This is a genomic window from Shinella sp. G-2 (genome assembly GCF_050172695.1).
Taxonomy (GTDB): domain Bacteria; phylum Pseudomonadota; class Alphaproteobacteria; order Rhizobiales; family Rhizobiaceae; genus Shinella.
The window spans coordinates 12999-29151 of record NZ_JBBEYH010000038.1 but is presented as its reverse complement, the minus strand read 5'-3'; the positions used below and the strand labels follow the sequence as shown (position 1 = coordinate 29151).

At 64.8% G+C, this 16153-nt stretch carries 17 protein-coding genes, 1 tRNA gene and 2 pseudogenes; 10 read left to right on the top strand and 10 right to left on the bottom strand.

The window, feature by feature from the left end; translation table 11 throughout:
• Both V8U06_RS28005 and V8U06_RS28000 read right to left on the bottom strand, forming a co-directional pair.
• Positions 1-581 (bottom strand): annotated as a pseudogene (locus V8U06_RS28005) (UDP-glucose 6-dehydrogenase); the annotation flags it as partial.
• A 131-nt stretch (positions 582-712) separates the two neighbouring features.
• Positions 713-802: transfer RNA gene (locus tag V8U06_RS28000), tRNA-Ser, on the bottom strand.
• 231 nt (positions 803-1033) lie between these two features.
• Here V8U06_RS28000 and V8U06_RS27995 point away from each other — a divergent pair.
• The 3 genes and pseudogenes from V8U06_RS27995 (at position 1034) to V8U06_RS27985 (ending at position 3250) form a co-directional block, all read left to right on the top strand.
• Positions 1034-1351, top strand: a complete 318-nt coding sequence (locus V8U06_RS27995; RefSeq protein ID WP_226921013.1) for a hypothetical protein — start codon at positions 1034-1036, stop codon at positions 1349-1351.
• A 25-nt stretch (positions 1352-1376) separates the two neighbouring features.
• Positions 1377-2024, top strand: a pseudogene (msrA, locus tag V8U06_RS27990) (peptide-methionine (S)-S-oxide reductase MsrA); the annotation flags it as partial.
• A 233-nt stretch (positions 2025-2257) separates the two neighbouring features.
• Positions 2258-3250 carry a BMP family lipoprotein gene (locus tag V8U06_RS27985; protein WP_427143469.1) on the top strand — a complete coding sequence of 331 codons (993 nt, stop codon included), beginning with the start codon at positions 2258-2260 and terminating at the stop codon, positions 3248-3250.
• 54 nt (positions 3251-3304) lie between these two features.
• Here the strand turns inward: V8U06_RS27985 and V8U06_RS27980 are convergent, their stop codons facing one another.
• A complete protein-coding gene (locus V8U06_RS27980; RefSeq protein ID WP_226921005.1) occupies positions 3305-3535 on the bottom strand; it encodes a SlyX family protein in 231 nt (76 codons plus the stop codon).
• Positions 3536-3702: 167 nt separating this feature from the next.
• Between V8U06_RS27980 and V8U06_RS27975 the strand changes: the two genes are divergently transcribed.
• The 7 genes from V8U06_RS27975 to deoA are packed head-to-tail and all read left to right on the top strand — an operon-like array spanning position 3703 to position 10616.
• Entirely contained in the window at positions 3703-5238 is a 1536-nt protein-coding gene (locus V8U06_RS27975) for an ABC transporter ATP-binding protein (protein ID WP_427143468.1), read from the top strand.
• On the top strand, positions 5235-6368 hold the full coding sequence (locus V8U06_RS27970) for an ABC transporter permease (RefSeq protein ID WP_427143467.1): 1134 nt from the start codon (positions 5235-5237) through the stop codon (positions 6366-6368). The genes V8U06_RS27975 and V8U06_RS27970 overlap by 4 nt, the downstream gene beginning before the upstream one ends.
• Before the next feature lie 3 nt (positions 6369-6371).
• The gene (locus V8U06_RS27965) at positions 6372-7343 is read left to right on the top strand and encodes an ABC transporter permease (RefSeq protein ID WP_427143466.1); all 972 of its coding nucleotides are present in this window, start codon (positions 6372-6374) and stop codon (positions 7341-7343) included.
• A gap of 2 nt (positions 7344-7345) precedes the next feature.
• Entirely contained in the window at positions 7346-7738 is a 393-nt protein-coding gene (locus V8U06_RS27960) for a cytidine deaminase (RefSeq protein WP_226920998.1), read from the top strand.
• Positions 7735-8547 (top strand): purine-nucleoside phosphorylase, encoded by an 813-nt coding sequence (locus tag V8U06_RS27955; protein WP_427143465.1) that lies wholly within the window; start codon positions 7735-7737, stop codon positions 8545-8547. Before V8U06_RS27960 ends, V8U06_RS27955 begins: the two co-directional genes overlap by 4 nt.
• The gene (gene deoC / locus V8U06_RS27950) at positions 8540-9301 is read left to right on the top strand and encodes a deoxyribose-phosphate aldolase (protein WP_427143464.1); all 762 of its coding nucleotides are present in this window, start codon (positions 8540-8542) and stop codon (positions 9299-9301) included. Before V8U06_RS27955 ends, deoC begins: the two co-directional genes overlap by 8 nt.
• 1 nt (position 9302) lies before the next feature.
• On the top strand, positions 9303-10616 hold the full coding sequence (deoA, locus tag V8U06_RS27945) for a thymidine phosphorylase (protein ID WP_427143463.1): 1314 nt from the start codon (positions 9303-9305) through the stop codon (positions 10614-10616).
• On the opposite strand, the gene V8U06_RS27940 is transcribed toward deoA, so the two are convergent.
• From V8U06_RS27940 to V8U06_RS27910, 7 genes are all read right to left on the bottom strand, one after another.
• Positions 10606-11139, bottom strand: a complete 534-nt coding sequence (locus tag V8U06_RS27940; RefSeq protein WP_226920990.1) for a TIGR02281 family clan AA aspartic protease — start codon at positions 11137-11139, stop codon at positions 10606-10608. The genes deoA and V8U06_RS27940 overlap by 11 nt on opposite strands.
• Before the next feature lie 125 nt (positions 11140-11264).
• Positions 11265-11894, bottom strand: coding sequence for a uracil phosphoribosyltransferase (upp, locus tag V8U06_RS27935; protein ID WP_226920988.1), 630 nt, complete (start codon positions 11892-11894; stop codon positions 11265-11267).
• Between the two features lie 107 nt (positions 11895-12001).
• Positions 12002-12958 (bottom strand): adenosine deaminase, encoded by a 957-nt coding sequence (locus V8U06_RS27930; RefSeq protein ID WP_427143470.1) that lies wholly within the window; start codon positions 12956-12958, stop codon positions 12002-12004.
• 8 nt (positions 12959-12966) lie between these two features.
• Complete coding sequence (locus tag V8U06_RS27925; protein WP_427143462.1) at positions 12967-14196, bottom strand: phosphopentomutase; 1230 nt, start codon at positions 14194-14196, stop codon at positions 12967-12969.
• Between the two features lie 79 nt (positions 14197-14275).
• Positions 14276-14878, bottom strand: coding sequence for a TadE/TadG family type IV pilus assembly protein (locus V8U06_RS27920; protein WP_427143461.1), 603 nt, complete (start codon positions 14876-14878; stop codon positions 14276-14278).
• Positions 14878-15465, bottom strand: coding sequence for a TadE/TadG family type IV pilus assembly protein (locus V8U06_RS27915; protein ID WP_427143460.1), 588 nt, complete (start codon positions 15463-15465; stop codon positions 14878-14880). Before V8U06_RS27915 ends, V8U06_RS27920 begins: the two co-directional genes overlap by 1 nt.
• A 123-nt stretch (positions 15466-15588) precedes the next feature.
• Entirely contained in the window at positions 15589-16002 is a 414-nt protein-coding gene (locus V8U06_RS27910) for a pilus assembly protein N-terminal domain-containing protein (RefSeq protein WP_427143459.1), read from the bottom strand.
• Positions 16003-16153 lie beyond the last annotated feature (151 nt).

The window sequence follows — 16153 nt, the reverse complement described above, 5'->3', positions numbered from 1 at the left end:
GCCTCGCCCGAGCCGGTGAAGAGCACCGGTACGTCGTCCTTCACCGCACCCTGTTGAAGCAGCCCGGCGAACTGGCGGGCCTCCGGCGTATCCGCCCCCATGACGATCCGCGAGGGATGCAGGTTGTCGTAGAGCGCTTTGCCCTCGCGCAGGAATTCCGGGGAAAAGACGATCCGCTCGTCCTGGCGCGCCTCGCGCAGCCAGGCCGTATAGCCGACGGGGATGGTGGATTTGATGACGATCGTGGCCCTGGCATTGACCTGCCGCACGTCCTCGACCACCGCCTCCACGCTGCTCGTGTCGAAGTGGTTGTAGTCCGGATCGTAATTGGTCGGCGTCGCCACGATGACGAAGTCGGCCTCCGCGAAGGCCTCCGTCTTGTCCGTCGTTGCCCGCAGATGCAGCGGCTTCGTGCGCAGATAGTCCTCGATCTCCGCATCTGCGATGGGCGAAACGCCGGCATTCAGCGCCGTAACGCGCGCATCGGTGATGTCATAGGCGACCACGCCATTGTGCTGCGCCAGCAGCACCGCATTGGAAAGCCCGACATAGCCGATGCCGGCAACCGCGATATTGACCATGCCGACCCCGCCGACGTGCGTTGATCATGCCGACCGAAACGCAGAATCAGTGCTTCGTGCCGGATATCGCGGGATATAGCGGCGGATGATTACAGCCAGATGGCGGCAGATGTGCAGAGTTGGGGAGGGGATGGCGGACAGAGAGGGATTCGAACCCTCGATAGAGTTTCCCCTATACACGCGTTCCAGGCGTGCGCCTTCAACCACTCGGCCACCTGTCCGTCCGCTCGCTGCCGGTGGTTAGTCCGGCGCGGGTCGCTTTCCTGTTTCCATTCCGGCGAGACGGCGCGATATATACCGAGGTTTGCTGAAGGATCAACCGCTTTCTGACAGATTTTTGAAGGATATGCCGTGCGAGGCGAAGGATTGCGCAAGCCCGGCCGTCTTCCTATCTATAGACAGCAATGAAGCGGGGCCGAATTCGGCCCCGGAAGTGGCACCAGGAGGGTGCGGTGATACGGTTCATCCTGAAGGCGATCAGTCTCGTTGCCCTCGTCGTCGCGGTCATGGCCGGCGCGATCGATGCGATCCAGTCGGTCTCGGCCTCCGAGCCGGTTCTGACGCCGCTCGCCGTCGCCTGGAGCACGGCAAGCCCCGATACGATCGCGCTCGTTGCCGACGGCATCATGCGCAAGTTCCCCTATGCCTGGGACCCGGCGGCCATGTGGGTGCTGTCCCAGCCGGCCTTTGCGGTGCTGCTCGCCGTTTCGCTGTTCTTCTGGGTGATCGCCTACAAGCGCCCGCCCGTCGCAGGCCGCTTCACCGCCTGAAACCAGATCCTTGCAGGAGACCCCGATGTTCCTGATCGACATGTTCAACAAGAAGACCGTCATGCCCGCGCCCGAGGCCGCTCTGCCCGGCCGCCCCGAGCCCATCCCGACCTCCGCGACGCACTTCGTCAACGGGCGGGCGCTCAAGGGGCCCTATCCCGCAGGCTTCAGGACCGTGCTGCTCGGCATGGGCTGCTTCTGGGGCGCCGAACGGCTGCTGTGGAAAATTCCCGGCGTCTGGGTGACGGCGGCGGGCTATGCCGGCGGCTTCACGCCGAACCCGACCTACCACGAGACGACGACCGGGCTGACGGGCCATACCGAAGTCGTGCTCGTCGTCTACGATCCCGCCGAGGTATCGCTCGAAACCCTGCTGAAGGCCTTTTTCGAGGCGCATGATCCCACGCAGGGCATGCGCCAGGGCAACGATATCGGCACCACCTATCGCTCTGCGGTCTATCTCGACGACGAGGCGGACCTTCAGGTCGCCCGCCACGCGCGCGACGTCTACCAGGCGGCGCTGACGGCGGCCGGGCGCACGGACCGCATCACTACGGAGATCGGGAAGGCGGGTCCCTTCTACTTCGCCGAGGACGTGCACCAGCAGTATCTTGCCAAGAATCCGGGCGGCTATTGCGGCCTGCGCGGCACGGGCGTTTCCTGCCCCACGGGCTGTTCCGGCCTTTTTTTTCAACGGGTTGCAGCCGCCGCGAACGGGGTTTCCCACCCCCGTTCGCCGCGGCTCCTATTTTTTACCAACTGAAAAATTTCTGGTGAATTTTTCCCGGAGCCGTGCAAGGATGCCGCCAGCCTGACCCAAGGGAAAGGGTCGGTGGCTCCGTCGCGCGCTCTTTCAAGCGCTGTGCGGAAGGTCCCTATAAGATCAATAGCGAACAGGGCTGCACAATGAAAAAAACCCTTCTCACCCTTCTTGCCACCGCCGCCATGTCGGTCAGCGCGCTCGCCGCGGATATCAAGCCGGCGATCATCTATGACCTCGGCGGCAAGTTCGACAAGTCGTTCAACGAAGCGGCCTTCAACGGCGCCGAAAAGTTCAAGAACGAGACCGGTATCGAATACCGCGATTTCGAAATCGCCAACGATGCGCAGCGTGAGCAGGCGCTCCGCCGCTTTGCCGGCGACGGCAACAACCCGATCGTGATGGCCGGCTTCTCCTGGTCCGCAGCGCTTGAGAAGGTCGCCGCGGAATATCCGGACACCAAGTTCGCCATCATCGACATGGTTCTCGACAAGCCGAACGTCCGCTCGGTCGTTTTCAAGGAAGAGGAAGGCGGCTGGCTCGCCGGTATCCTCGCCGGCATGGCCTCCAAGTCGAAGACGGTTTCCTTCGTCGGCGGCATGGACATCCCGCTGATCCACAAGTTCGCCTGCGGCTATATCGGCGGCGCCAAGTCCCTCGGCTCGGACTACAACGTGCTCGAAGCCTATACGGGCACGACGCCGGACGCCTGGAACGACCCGGTCAAGGGCGGCGAAATCGCCAAGTCCCAGTTCGACCAGGGCTCTGATGTCGTCTACCACGCCGCTGGCGGCACGGGCGTCGGCGTTCTCCAGGCTGCGGCTGACGCGGGCAAGCTCGGCATTGGCGTCGATTCCAACCAGAATGGCCTGCAGCCGGGCAAGGTGCTGACCTCGATGGTCAAGCGCGTGGACGTCGCCGTCTACGACGCCTTCATGTCGGCCAAGGACGACAAGTTCCAGCCGGGCGTCAACGTGCTCGGCCTCAAGGAAAATGGCGTCGACGTCGCCATGGACGAAAACAACGCGCCGCTCATCACCCCGGAGATGAAGGCCGCCATCGACAAGGCCCGCGCCGACATCATCGCCGGCACGGTCAAGGTTCACGACTACATGTCGGATGAGACCTGCCCCTACTAAGGGCATCGAACGGCCCGTTTGCGAAAGCAGACGGGCCGGCTCCGTCCCTGCCGCTCAATAATGCGGGGGACGGGTAATGGCCGGGGCTTCCAGAGAGCCCGCTTCCAGCGTCAGGAACCGTTCCGTCAGCCGGTCGAGCTTCGACTGAAGCTGTTCGATCACGCGCCATTGTTCGGCGATCTGGTCGGAGAGCTCCTCGATCGTATTCGTCTGATGGGCGATATGCTCTTCAAGGCGGGCGATGCGTTCGGCCTTGCGGTCGTCGGGAAGGTCTGATGCGGTCATGGCTCTCCTCGTCGGTGCTTTCCTCGTCGGTCAGGGCCGGCGGCATGAGCTATAGCGGCGGGCGCGCGAACCCGCAATCGGACTGGACAAGCGCTTCGGAAGCAACAAGACTAAGACCGGCAGGCCCCGCGCCCGCTGGCCCCAAATCCCCGTAAGAGTGGATCGTCATGAGCGAACTGGCAATCGAACTGAAGGGCATCGACAAGAGCTTCGGCCTCGTCCACGCCAACCGGAACATCAACCTGAAGGTCCGCAAGGGCACCATTCACGGTATCATCGGCGAAAACGGCGCCGGCAAATCCACCCTCATGTCGATCCTCTACGGCTTCTACCAGGCCGACCATGGCGACATCCTGATCAACGGCCAGAAGGTCAATATCCGCGATCCCAATGCGGCCATCGCCGCGGGCATCGGCATGGTGCACCAGCATTTCATGCTGGTCGAGAACTTCACCGTGCTGGAAAACATCATGCTGGGCGCCGAGGAAAGCCAGATCCTCAATGCCGGCATCACCAAGGCGCGGGCCGAGCTGAAGCGGCTGGAGAAGGAATATGCGCTGGAAGTCGATCCCGACGCGGTGATCGAGGAATTGCCGGTCGGTATCCAGCAGCGCGTGGAAATCCTGAAGGCGCTCTACCGCAGGGCCGATATTCTCATTCTCGACGAGCCGACGGGCGTGCTGACGCCGGCCGAGGCCGACCACCTCTTCCGCATCCTCCAGCAGCTCAAGGAGCAGGGAAAGACGGTCATCCTCATCACGCACAAGCTGCGCGAGATCATGGCGATCACCGACGAGGTTTCCGTCATGCGCCGCGGCGAAATGGTGGCGACGCGCACGACCAAGGAAACCTCTGTCGAGGAACTGGCCGAGCTGATGGTCGGCCGCCGCGTTCTCCTGCGCGTCGAGAAGGGCGAGGCCAAGCCAGCCGACGTCAAGCTTTCCGTCAAGAACCTCACGGTGCGCGACGGCCGCGGCGTCACCATGGTGGACAACGTCTCCTTCGATATCCGCGCGGGCGAGATCGTCGGCATTGCCGGCGTTGCCGGCAACGGCCAGTCGGAACTGCTGGAGGCGATCTCCGGCATCCGCCGCGCGACGTCCGGCACGGTGCTTCTCAACAACCGTCCCGTCGACGTGACGGGCAATGCCGATCCGGCGGAACTGCGCAAATGCGGCCTCGCCCATGTGCCGGAGGATCGGCACCATGTCGGCCTCGTGCTGAAGTTCGAGGAGAGCGAGAACGCCATCCTCGGCTATCACGACGATCCGAAATACCGCAAGGGCGTGCTGCTCGACATCGACGCCATCCGCGCCGAGGCGGAGGAGAAGATCGCCGCCTACGACATCCGCCCGCCGAACCCGCGGCTGAAGACCGCCAATTTCTCCGGCGGCAACCAGCAGAAGATCGTGCTGGCGCGCGAGATGGAGCGCGGCCCCGACGTGCTGATCATCGGCCAGCCGACGCGCGGCGTCGACGTCGGCGCCATCGAATTCATCCATCGTCGCATCATCCAGATGCGCGACCAGGGCATGGCGGTGCTGCTCGTCTCGGTCGAACTCGACGAGATCCGCGCCCTGTCCGACCGCATTCTCGTGATGTTCGCCGGCCGTGTCGTCGGCGAGCGCGCGCCCGATGCCTCTGAAGGAGAACTCGGCCTGTTGATGGCCGGTGTGGAAGGCCGGAAGGAGGCCGCGGAATGAGTGTTCCCTATGCGAAACTGCCGGCCTGGGCCGAATACGGCCTGATCCCGCTGGTCAACCTCGCCGTCGCCTTCCTGATTTCCGGCCTGGTCGTCCTCATTGTCGGCGAAAGCCCGTTCGAGGCCGCCTACCACATGATCAACGGGGCCTTCGGCCGCGGCGAATATATCGGCTTCACGCTCTACTACACCACGACCTTCATCTTCACCGGCCTTGCCGTGGCCGTCGCCTTCCATGCCGGCCTCTTCAATATCGGCGGCGAAGGCCAGGCCTATGTCGGCGGCATCGGCGTCGCGCTCGCCTGCCTCGCACTCGACCGCACGCTGCCCTGGTATCTCGTCTTCCCCATCGCCATCGTCGGCGCCGCCTTCTTCGGGGCGGTCTGGGCGATGATCCCCGGCTGGCTGCAGGCCAAGCGCGGCAGCCATATCGTCATCACGACGATTATGTTCAACTTCATCGCCGCCAGCCTGATGAACTACCTGCTCAACAAGGTGTTCAAGCCGCTCGGTTCCATGTCGCTGGAAACCCGCACCTTCGATACCGGCGGCCAGTTGCCCAAGCTGGACTGGCTGATGTCGATCTTCGGTCTTTCCGTCGGCACCGCGCCGTTCAACATCTCCTTCCTGCTCGCGCTCCTCGCCGCCTTCGGTGTCTGGGTGCTGATCTGGCGCACGAAGCTCGGCTACGAGATGCGCACCATGGGCCACAGCCCGGCCGCCGCGCGCTATGCCGGCATCAAGGAGGCCCGCATCATCGTCATCGCCATGATGATCTCCGGCGGCCTCGCCGGCATGATGGCGCTGAACCCCATCATGGGCGAGCAGTTCCGCATGCAGCTCGATTTCGTGCAGGGCGCCGGCTTCGTCGGCATTGCCGTGGCGCTGATGGGCCGCTCGCATCCGGCGGGCATCATTCCCGCCGCGCTGCTCTTCGGCATGCTCTATCAGGGCGGGGCGGAAATCTCCTTCGAGATGCCGTCGATCTCCCGCGACATGATCGTCATCATACAGGGCCTCGTCATCCTCTTCGCCGGCGCGCTCGAGCACATGTTCCGCCCGGCCATCACGCGCATCGTCCTTAGCCTCTCGCCGAAGACGCGCGACGTCGCCGCCACCAAGGGAGCCTGATCCATGGAATTCTTTCAGGTCTTCATCGAGCTCGCGCAGTCGACCGTTCGCGTCTCGACGCCGCTGATCCTCGCCGCCCTTGCCGGCCTCTTCACCGAACGGGCCGGCGTCTTCGACATCGGCCTCGAAGGCAAGATGCTGGGCGCGGCCTTCGCCGCCGGTTCCGTCGCCTACATCACCCAGTCCGTGACGATGGGGCTTCTCGCCGCCATCCTCGTCTCCGTGCTGCTGTCGCTGGTGCACGGCTATGCCTCGATCACCCAGCGCGGCAGCCAGATCGTCTCGGGCGTCGCCATCAACTTCGTCGTTGCCGGCTCCACCGTCATCCTCGGCGAAGCCTGGTTCCGCCAGGGCGGGCGCACGCCGGCGCTGTCGGCGGACGGCCGCTTCGGCACGATCAAGCTGCCCTTCGCCGATGCGGTGCGTGAGGTGCCGATCCTCGGTCCGCTCTATTCGGGCCTGCTCTCCGGCCATTCGCCGCTGACCTACCTCGCCTTCCTCATGGTGCCGGCAAGCTGGTGGATCCTCTACCGCACGCGCTTCGGTCTTCGCCTGCGCGCCGTCGGCGAGAATCCGGGCGCGGTCGACACCGCCGGCATTTCGGTGATCTGGCTGCGCTACCGCGCCGTCATCTGCTGCGGCATCCTCTGCGGCATTGCCGGCGCCTATCTGTCGCTCGCCGCCAATGCCGGCTTCACCAAGGGCATGACGGCCGGCAAGGGCTATATCGCGCTCGCCGCGCTGATCTTCGCCAAGTGGCGGCCGAAGAACATCCTCTTCGCCTGCCTGCTCTTCGGCTTCCTCGACGCCTTCGCCATCCGCTACCAGGGTTATGCCTTCCCGCTGATCGGCAAGGTGCCGGTACAACTGATGCAGGCGCTGCCCTATATCCTCACGGTGATCCTGCTCGCAGGCTTCATCGGCAAGGCCATTCCGCCGAAGGCCGGCGGCGTGCCCTATGTGAAGGAGCGCTAGGAATGTCCCACGACCTCTTCGAGGCGGCGCGCGCGGCCATGGCCTTCGCGCACGCCCCTTATTCCAAATTCCCCGTCGGCGCGGCGATCCGCGCCGAGGACGGCAAGATCTATGCCGGCGCCAACATCGAGAACCTCTCCTTCCCGCAGGGCTGGTGTGCCGAACCGACCGCGATCAGCCAGATGATCATGGGCGGGGCGAAGAAGATCGTCGAAATGGCCGTCATCGCGGAAAAGCTGCCGCTCTGCCCGCCCTGCGGCGGCTGCCGGCAGAAGATCGCGGAATTTGCGACGGCAAGGACGTCGATCTATCTGTGCGACGAGACCGGCGTGAAGAAGACCATGACCATGGAAGAGCTGCTGCCGCACGGCTTTGCGACGGACGTCATCGGATGAGCGGCGAAACCACCGACCTCCTGATCTCGCGCCTCGGCGGCATGCTGCCGCGCTACGGCATCGTGCTCGGCTCCGGCCTCGGTTCTCTTGTGGAGGCCGTGCAGAACCCGCTGCGCATTCCCTATTCGGACCTGCCGAGCTTTCCGGTCAGCGCCGTCTCCGGCCATGCCGGCGAACTCGTCATCGGCCATCTCGGCGGTGTGCCCGTTATCATGCTTTCGGGCCGCGTGCATTTCTACGAACGGGGCGACGCCAATGCCATGCGCACGCCCATCGAGGTGCTGAAGGGGCTCGGCGTCACGTCGCTGATCCTCACCAATTCGGCGGGATCGCTGCGCGAGGATATTCCGCCCGGCTCGGTAATGCGCATTTCCGACCATATCAACTTCTCCGGCACCAATCCGCTGATCGGCCTCGACAGCGACGACCGCTTCGTCGGCATGACCAATGCCTATGATGCGGATCTCGGCGCCCGCATGGACGCGGCGGCGGCAAAGCTCGGCATTGCGCTGTCGAGCGGCGTCTACATGTGGTTCTCGGGCCCGAGCTTCGAGACGCCGGCGGAAATCCGCATGGCGCGCGTCTTCGGTGCCGATGCCGTCGGCATGTCGACGGTGCCGGAAGTACTGATCGCGCGCCATCTCGGCCTCAGGGTCGCGGCCGCCTCTGTCATCACCAACTACGGCGCCGGCATGACGGGCGCTGAACTCAGCCATCACGAAACCAAGGACATGGCCCCGATCGGCGGAAAGCGGCTTGCCGCGATCCTCGCCGAAATGATCGCGGGCGGAGGCAAGGACCATGCTTGAGGAAACGGCGAAGAAGGCGCTCTCGCTGCTCGACCTGACGGATCTGACCGACACCTGCGATGCGGCCGCCATCGAAAAGCTCTGCGCGCAGGCGCAGACCCCCTTCGGCACGACCGCCGCCATCTGCATCTGGCCGCGCTTCGTCGCGCAGGCGCGCGGCATTCTCGGCGCAGGCCACGCGGTGAAGATCGCCACCGTCGTCAACTTCCCCTCCGGCGACCTCGCCGTCGCGGATGTGATTGCGGAGACGCGGCAGGCCATCGCCGACGGCGCCGACGAGATCGATCTCGTCATTCCCTATCGCGCCTTCCTTTCCGGTGATGAGGCGGCGGTGACGGAGATGGTGACGGCGGTGAAGGCTGCCTGCACGCCGCCCGTCATCCTCAAGACCATCCTGGAAACCGGCGAGATCAAGGATGCCGCGCTGATCCGCAAGGCCTCCGACCTTGCCATTGCCGCCGGCAGCGATTTCATCAAGACCTCCACCGGCAAGGTCGCCGTCAATGCCACGCTTGCGGCCGCCGAGATCATGCTGACGGCCATCAGGCAAAGCGGCAAGCCGGTGGGCTTCAAGCCGGCGGGCGGCGTTCGCACCGTGGGCGATGCCGAAGCCTATCTTGCGCTTGCCGCCTCCATCCTCGGGGAAGGCTGGGCAACGCCGAAGACCTTCCGCTTCGGCGCGTCGGGCCTGCTCGGCGATATTCTTTCCGTGCTTGGCGGCCAATCCGCCCCCTCTGCCCCCGCGAGCTACTGACGTGCTGCCGCAGGAGACGATCCGCCGCAAGCGGAACGGCGAGGCGCTTTCCCGTGAGGAGATCGCGCGTTTCGTCGCCGGCATCACGGACGGTAGCGTCTCCGAAGGGCAGGTGGCGGCTTTCGCCATGGCGGTCTGGTTCAACGGCATGGCGCGGGACGAGACCGTGGCGCTGACGCTCGCCATGCGCGATTCCGGCGATGTGCTCGACTGGTCGGGCATCGGCCGGCCGATTGCCGACAAACATTCCACCGGCGGCGTCGGCGACAATGTCTCGCTGATGCTGGCGCCGATCGCCGCGGCCTGCGGCCTCGCGGTGCCGATGATTTCCGGCCGCGGCCTCGGCCATACCGGCGGTACGCTGGACAAGCTGGAATCGATCCCCGGCTATGGGATCATGCCATCTGCCGATCTCTTCCGCCGCGTGGTGCGGGACGTCGGTTGTGCGATCATCGGCCAGACCGCAGCCTTCGCGCCGGCCGACAAGCGCGTCTACGCGATCCGCGACGTCACGGCGACGGTCGATTCGGTGCCGCTGATCACCGCCTCCATTCTTTCCAAGAAGCTTGCCGCCGGCCTCCAGTCGCTGGTGCTGGACGTCAAGGTCGGCAACGGCGCCTTCATGGCCGATGCGAGTGAAGCCGAGACCCTGGCGCGCTCGCTGGTCGAGGTGGCCAACGGGGCCGGGGTCAGGACGGCGGCGCTCATCACCGACATGAACCAGCCGCTGGCGGATGCCGCCGGCAATGCCGTCGAGATCGCCAATTGCATCGCCTTCCTGAGGGGCGAGAAGGCCGGAACGCGGCTGGAGCGCATCGTGCTCGCCTTCGCGGCGGAAATGCTGGTATCGGCCGGGCTGGAGGCTGATCTTGCCGCCGCCGGGGCGAAGGCGGCGCGGGTGCTGGCGAGCGGCGCGGCGGCCGATGTGTTCGGCCGCATGGTGCATGCGCTCGGCGGACCCGCCGATCTCCTGGAAAAGCCCGAAGCCTATCTGGCCGCTGCGCCCGTCGTCCGCCCGGTCCTCGCGGCGGAGAGCGGGCATCTTGCCGCCTGCGATACCCGCGGCATCGGCCTTGCGGTCATCGAGCTCGGTGGCGGTCGCAGCCGGCCTGACGATGCGATCGACCACCGCGTCGGTTTCGACCGCCTGCTGCCGCTCGGCACGAAGGTGGATAAGGGGACTGAAATCGGCCGCGTGCATGCGGCAACAGAGCCGGATGCGGCGCGTGCCGTGGAACGGCTCGGCGCGCTCTACCGGATTGCCTCCGAGGCGCCGGCCGTGACGCCCGACATCCTGACGCGCATCAGCGCGTAAGGTGCAGCTTGCCGTCTTCCACCTTGTAGGAGGTGAGGCCCTTGAGGAAGCTCATGCCGATCAGCGTGCCCGACAGGGCCTTGTCGTCGAGCACCATGGCGCCGACATTCTCGATCCGAACCGGGCCGATCTCGATCTTGTCGAGGCGGATATAGGCGGCGCGGGCCTTGCCGTTGGCGGTTTCGACCGCGTAGCGGAAATCGAGGTCGGCCTTGTCGATGCCGATGCGCTGCGCCGTCGAAACGTTGAGCGCCACCATGCTGGCCCCCGTATCGACCATGCCCTCTTCCTTGCGGCCGTTGATCGCGAAGACGCCGGTGAAGTGGCCGTTCGCGTCGCTGCCGATCACCGCGCTGCGGTTGCCGGTATAACGTGCCGCATCCTGGCCGGTCTGGACGGACGCCTTCTCGATCTTGAGTTCCGGTGCCTTGGCGGTGTCGAGATAGCGGGTCGCAAGGTCCGGCACGAAGGTGGCGGCGGCAACGACGGTGCCGACGACGAGGACAAGGCTGCGAACGAACATGAGACGGTCTCCGGGAGGATCTGTCCCGAAATAACACGCCTTCGGCTAACGGACGGCAAAAGGGGCGCTCCTGGGCGCCCCTCTCCACGGTCTTTGCTCGGCTTGGTAAAGAACCGGTTAACCGGTCACTTCGTGCCGTACATGCGGTCGCCCGCATCGCCGAGGCCGGGCACGATATAGCCCTTCTCGTTGAGCTGGCGGTCGATGGACGCCGTATAGACCGGCACATCGGGATGATGCGCACGGAAACTCTTGATGCCCTCGGGCGCGGCCAGCAGGCAGAGGAAGCGGATGTTCGTCGCGCCGCGAGCCTTCAGCGTGTCGATGGCCGCGATGGCCGAATTGCCGGTCGCCAGCATCGGGTCGACGACGATGACGAGGCGCTCGTCGATGCTCTCGGGGGCCTTGAAGAAATATTCGACGGCTTCCAGTGTCTCGTGGTCGCGATAGACGCCGATATGGGAGACGCGGGCGGACGGCACCAGCTCCAGCATACCCTCCAGCAGGCCGTTGCCGGCGCGCAGGATGGAGGCGAAGACCAGCTTCTTGCCTTCGAGGACGGGGGCGTCGATCTCTTCCAGCGGTGTCTCGATGCGGGCGGTGGTGAGCTCGAGATCGCGCGTGACCTCATAGCAGAGCAGTGTCGAGATTTCGCGCAGCAGGCGGCGGAAGCTGCCCGTCGAGGTTTCCTTCTTGCGCATGATGGTCAGCTTGTGCTGCACGAGCGGGTGATCGATGACTGTGACGCCGTCCATGGCCAACCTTCCGAAATGGAGTAAACGCCCCTTTTTCCACGGAACGGCGGCTGCCCGCAAGAGAAGAGAGCCGGCCGCGGGCAACATCCCCACAACCGGCTTCGGCTTTAGAGCCTGGAAAGCAGCTTTTGCCGCGTCGGTTCGTCGACGAAGGCCGCCTCGATGGCCGTGCGCGTCATGCCGCGGATCTCGTCGTCGCTGAAGCCCATGACCGTCGAGGCGATCTCGTATTCGCGGGCGAGCGAGGTGTGGAAGAAGGGCGGGTCGTCGGAATTGAGCGTGACGCGCACGCCGGCTTTATGCAGCGCCCGCAGCGGATGGCTCTCGAAATCCGGGAAGACGCTGAGGGCGATGTTCGAGCCGGGGCAGACCTCCAGCACGGTGCCCTCGTCGGCCAGCCGCTTGACGAGGTCCGCATCCTCGATGGCGCGCACGCCATGGCTGATGCGCGACGGGCGGACATGGTCCAGCGCATCGCGCACGCTGAAGGCGCCCGAGAGTTCGCCGGCATGGATGGTGATGCCGAGGCCGGCATCGCGCGCGATATCGAAGGCGCGGACGAAGTCGGCGACGCGGTGCATGCGCTCCTCACCGGCGAGATTGAAGCCCGTGATCAGCGGATGCGGCCGCCGTGCGGCATATTCCGCCGCCTTCACGACGCGCTCCGGCCCGAAATGGCGGATGCCGACGACGATGAGGCGCGTCTCGATACCGGTTCGGGCCTTCGCGCGTTCGGCGCCTTCGGCAAGGCCACGCATATAGGCGTCCGCGCCGATGCCGACGGCATCGCCCTGGTCGGGCGAGGCGATCAACTCGCTGTAGATCGCGCCCGCCTCGGCAATCTCGGTCAGGTAGGTCTCGGCGAGCAGCGCATAGTCCTCTTCCGTGCGGAAGAGATTGGCGGTGGCGTCATAGCTCTGCACGAAGCTGGTGAAGTCCTGCCAGGCATAGGCGCCGTTCTTGATGAAGCCGGACGTGTCGATGCCGTAGCGCTCCGCCTGGGCGAGCGCGAGGGCAGGGGGCGTCGCCCCCTCGATATGACAATGCAGTTCCGCCTTGGGCATGGTGTTCGTCACAGGAAGCTCCTTCCGTGCGGTCCCGGCGCGATGCCGAGATGTCGGGCGATGCTTTCGCCGATATCGGCGAAGGTCTTTCGGGTTTCGAGGAGACGCGAGCGCAGCCCGGGGCCGAAGCTGAGAATCGGCACGCGCTCGCGGGTATGGTCGGTACCGCGCCAGGTGGGGTCGCAGCCGTGGTCGGCGGTGAGGATGACGATGTCGCCGGGCTTCAGCTTGCGATCCACTTCCGGCAGCCGCCGGTCAAAGGCTTCCAGCGCGGCGGCATAGCCGGGCACGTCGCGCCGGTGGCCGTAGAGCATGTCGAAATCGACGAAATTGGTGAAGACGAGGTCGCCGTCCTTGGCTTCGTCCATCACGCGCAGCGTGGCGTCGAAGAGCGCCATGTTGCCGTTCGCCTTGCTGAGCCGCCCGATGCCCTGATGGGCGAAGATGTCGCCGATCTTGCCGACGGCATGCACCGTGCGCCCCGCTTCCGTCAGCCGGTCGAGCAGCGTCGGCTCGGGCGGCAGGACGGAATAGTCGCGGCGGTTGCCGGTGCGCTCGAAGGTCTCGGGCGTCTCGCCGACGAAGGGTCGCGCGATGACGCGGCCGATCCGCCCGCCGGGGCGTTCGTCGAGGATCTTCCGCACGGTCTCGCAGAAGGCGAGCAGGCGGGCAAGGCCGAAATGCCCCTCATGGGCGGCGATCTGGAAGACGGAGTCGGAGGAAGTGTAGCAGATCGGCCTGCCGGTGCGGATGTGCTCCAGGCCATGCCGGGCGATGATATCCGTGCCGGACGCATGGCAGTTGCCGAGGATGCCGGGCACGTTGCCGGCGCTGCAGATGGCCTCTACCAGTTCCGGCTCGAAGGCGTCGCCCTCCGAGGGGAAATAGCCCCAGTCGAAGGCGACGGGCGTGCCGGCGATCTCCCAGTGGCCGGATGGCGTGTCCTTGCCGTTGGACACCTCGCTTGCCGCACCGTGATAGCCGAAGACGCGCTGTGGCACGTCCATGCCTTGGGGAAAGCGGCCGGTTGCCGCGCGCGCGGCATGCAGAAGGCCGAGGGCAGACATGTTGGGCAGCTTCAGCGGCCCTTGCCTCAATCCCGCCCTGTCGCCTGCGCCTGCCGCGCAGAACTCGGCGATATGGCCGAGCGTATCCGCACCGAGATCGCCGAAGGCGGCCGCATCCGGTCCGCCGCCAATGCCGAAGGAATCAAGAACGAAGAGAAAGGCTCGCGCCATGAGTCACCTGCCGTCTGCCCGCATTATCGTGACATGCCACGGGCGCGGCGAGAGGTTCAAGCGAAATCGGGCAGTCGCGTCAGCAGTCGCCGCAGGTGATCCCTTCGCCCGAGCGCTGGCGGAAGTAACTCGTGCGCGAGAGAGGAAGCGTGGTGACGCTGGAGGAAAGACCCGGGGCCATCAGGAGAATCTTGTGCGGCACGGTGTATTCCGTACGGACGACGAAGGTCTTCGTGGCGTCCATCTCCTTGGGCAGATTCGTGACCGTGGCGCCCTTGGCGTAAGCCGCATTGCCTCCCCCGCCATAGGACCAGGCGACGGTTGCCTTGCCGGTGGTGTCCACCGCAATGCCGGTGATCTTCAGCGTGTAGCCGTTCTGCGAGAAGGGCGCTACGACGTTCTTGGTCACATCGGCCATCGAGGCGAGCGTTGCCGCATTGATGGTTTCGTTTCGCGTCAGAAGGTCGGAAACGGTGCTGGATGCGCGGCTGACCTTGCGCGACATGGTTACGGCGACGGAAATCTCGAAGGCGCCGATATAGGTCATGATCATCAGCGGCGCGACGATCGCGAATTCGACCGCGCCGACGCCGCGCCTGTCGCGAAGAAGACGGCGCAACGGCATGAGCAGACCGCCGCGTCCTGGTTTTTCCGCTCCTGCGGAGACGTTGCGCGCTTCCATCACGGATAGTCCTCGTTCTGGACCACAGCGGTCGAAACCATCAGGTAGTTCTGCTTGCTGCCATTCTTCGTCTTGACGTTGGACAGCATCGGACGCACCAGGTCGGTCACGATATCCCAGCGATAGTAGGCGCGCACGATATTGATCGACTTCTGCTTGCCTGGGTTGAACGCAAAATTCGTGGTGTCGAGATCCGAATCGACGATCGGAACGGCGCTCGGAATGCTGGCGTAAGACGTGAAACTGCGCACGTCGATGAACAGCTTGGCTGGCGTGGCGACCTCGGTTGCCGAGCACGGCATCAGAATCTTGATTTCCTGACAGAAGGCGGTGCGGAACTGGTCTTTCGTCCAACCGGCGGCCTCGCCAGTGCGGATCTTGCGGGCCATCGTCTCGGTGGCGTTCGCCAGGACCTGTTCGCCCATGAAGGCCGTGAAGGTCTCGATCGAGGCGAAGGTGATCATGAAGAAGGGAATGGCAAGGATCGCGAATTCGATGGCCGTCGCGCCGTCGCGCCGCACGAGAAGACGACGAAAAATACCCTTTGCAGGCCGCTGCGGGGTGGTTGCATCATGATCGAACGACATCGCGATCCGTTCCCAAGTCCTTGAGGCGGCAAGAATAGGCGGCGGACCGTTTATATTTCGTGTGCAGGACCCCAAGAATTTGAAGGGCTTCCCGAATTCGCACGCCCGAAGGAGAACGCCGCGTCAGCCGCCGTTGCCGGTCTTGGAGGCGTGTTCCTCGCAATTGGGCGTGCAGGAGAGCACCGAACGCTCCGTCTGCCGGAAAACGCGCACCGTATTTCCCTCGTCGATCGACACGAGGATGCGCTCGTCGACAATGGCATTGCCGTCTGCATCGAGCAGGACGAGATTGGTTGTACCGAAGTTGCGGCCGGTCAGCACGATCGTTTGGGCATCGGCGACCGTGGCGTCGGCAACGGCCGCATTGCCGACGATCACCTTGCTGACGGGCCGGTCGAGCCGCAGCACGCGGGCATGGTCCATATAGACGCGCAGGAACTCATCTTCGGCAAAAGCGCTCGTGGCCGTCGACAACAGCACAAAGGCGGCCGTCGCAAGCTTCGTCGCATTCAAGGCGATGGTCCAGTCGCGTCCCATAAACAGTCATCCCGGCAAATAAACACGGATAGCATCGCCGGGAATGGTGAATGAAGCTTTAAGCGGATGGCGGGCATTCTCGTTTCGGTTTCCACCTTTGTTACCGGCTTAAGGGAAGGGGATTGGCGGAAACGCGGAGAAACGGCCGTCG

Coding starts and splice junctions, on each gene's coding strand:
- upp (WP_226920988.1), bottom strand. CDS start 11,894: ATGGACGGCGTCACAGTCATCGATCACCCGCTCGTGCAGCACAAGCTG.
- V8U06_RS27965 (WP_427143466.1), top strand. CDS start 6,372: ATGGAATTCTTTCAGGTCTTCATCGAGCTCGCGCAGTCGACCGTTCGC.
- V8U06_RS27970 (WP_427143467.1), top strand. CDS start 5,235: ATGAGTGTTCCCTATGCGAAACTGCCGGCCTGGGCCGAATACGGCCTG.
- V8U06_RS27915 (WP_427143460.1), bottom strand. CDS start 15,465: ATGTCGTTCGATCATGATGCAACCACCCCGCAGCGGCCTGCAAAGGGT.
- V8U06_RS27940 (WP_226920990.1), bottom strand. CDS start 11,139: ATGTTCGTTCGCAGCCTTGTCCTCGTCGTCGGCACCGTCGTTGCCGCC.
- V8U06_RS27985 (WP_427143469.1), top strand. CDS start 2,258: ATGAAAAAAACCCTTCTCACCCTTCTTGCCACCGCCGCCATGTCGGTC.
- V8U06_RS27920 (WP_427143461.1), bottom strand. CDS start 14,878: ATGGAAGCGCGCAACGTCTCCGCAGGAGCGGAAAAACCAGGACGCGGC.
- V8U06_RS27955 (WP_427143465.1), top strand. CDS start 7,735: ATGAGCGGCGAAACCACCGACCTCCTGATCTCGCGCCTCGGCGGCATG.
- V8U06_RS27925 (WP_427143462.1), bottom strand. CDS start 14,196: ATGGCGCGAGCCTTTCTCTTCGTTCTTGATTCCTTCGGCATTGGCGGC.
- V8U06_RS27975 (WP_427143468.1), top strand. CDS start 3,703: ATGAGCGAACTGGCAATCGAACTGAAGGGCATCGACAAGAGCTTCGGC.
- V8U06_RS27980 (WP_226921005.1), bottom strand. CDS start 3,535: ATGACCGCATCAGACCTTCCCGACGACCGCAAGGCCGAACGCATCGCC.
- V8U06_RS27910 (WP_427143459.1), bottom strand. CDS start 16,002: ATGGGACGCGACTGGACCATCGCCTTGAATGCGACGAAGCTTGCGACG.
- V8U06_RS27930 (WP_427143470.1), bottom strand. CDS start 12,958: ATGCCCAAGGCGGAACTGCATTGTCATATCGAGGGGGCGACGCCCCCT.
- deoC (WP_427143464.1), top strand. CDS start 8,540: ATGCTTGAGGAAACGGCGAAGAAGGCGCTCTCGCTGCTCGACCTGACG.
- V8U06_RS27960 (WP_226920998.1), top strand. CDS start 7,346: ATGTCCCACGACCTCTTCGAGGCGGCGCGCGCGGCCATGGCCTTCGCG.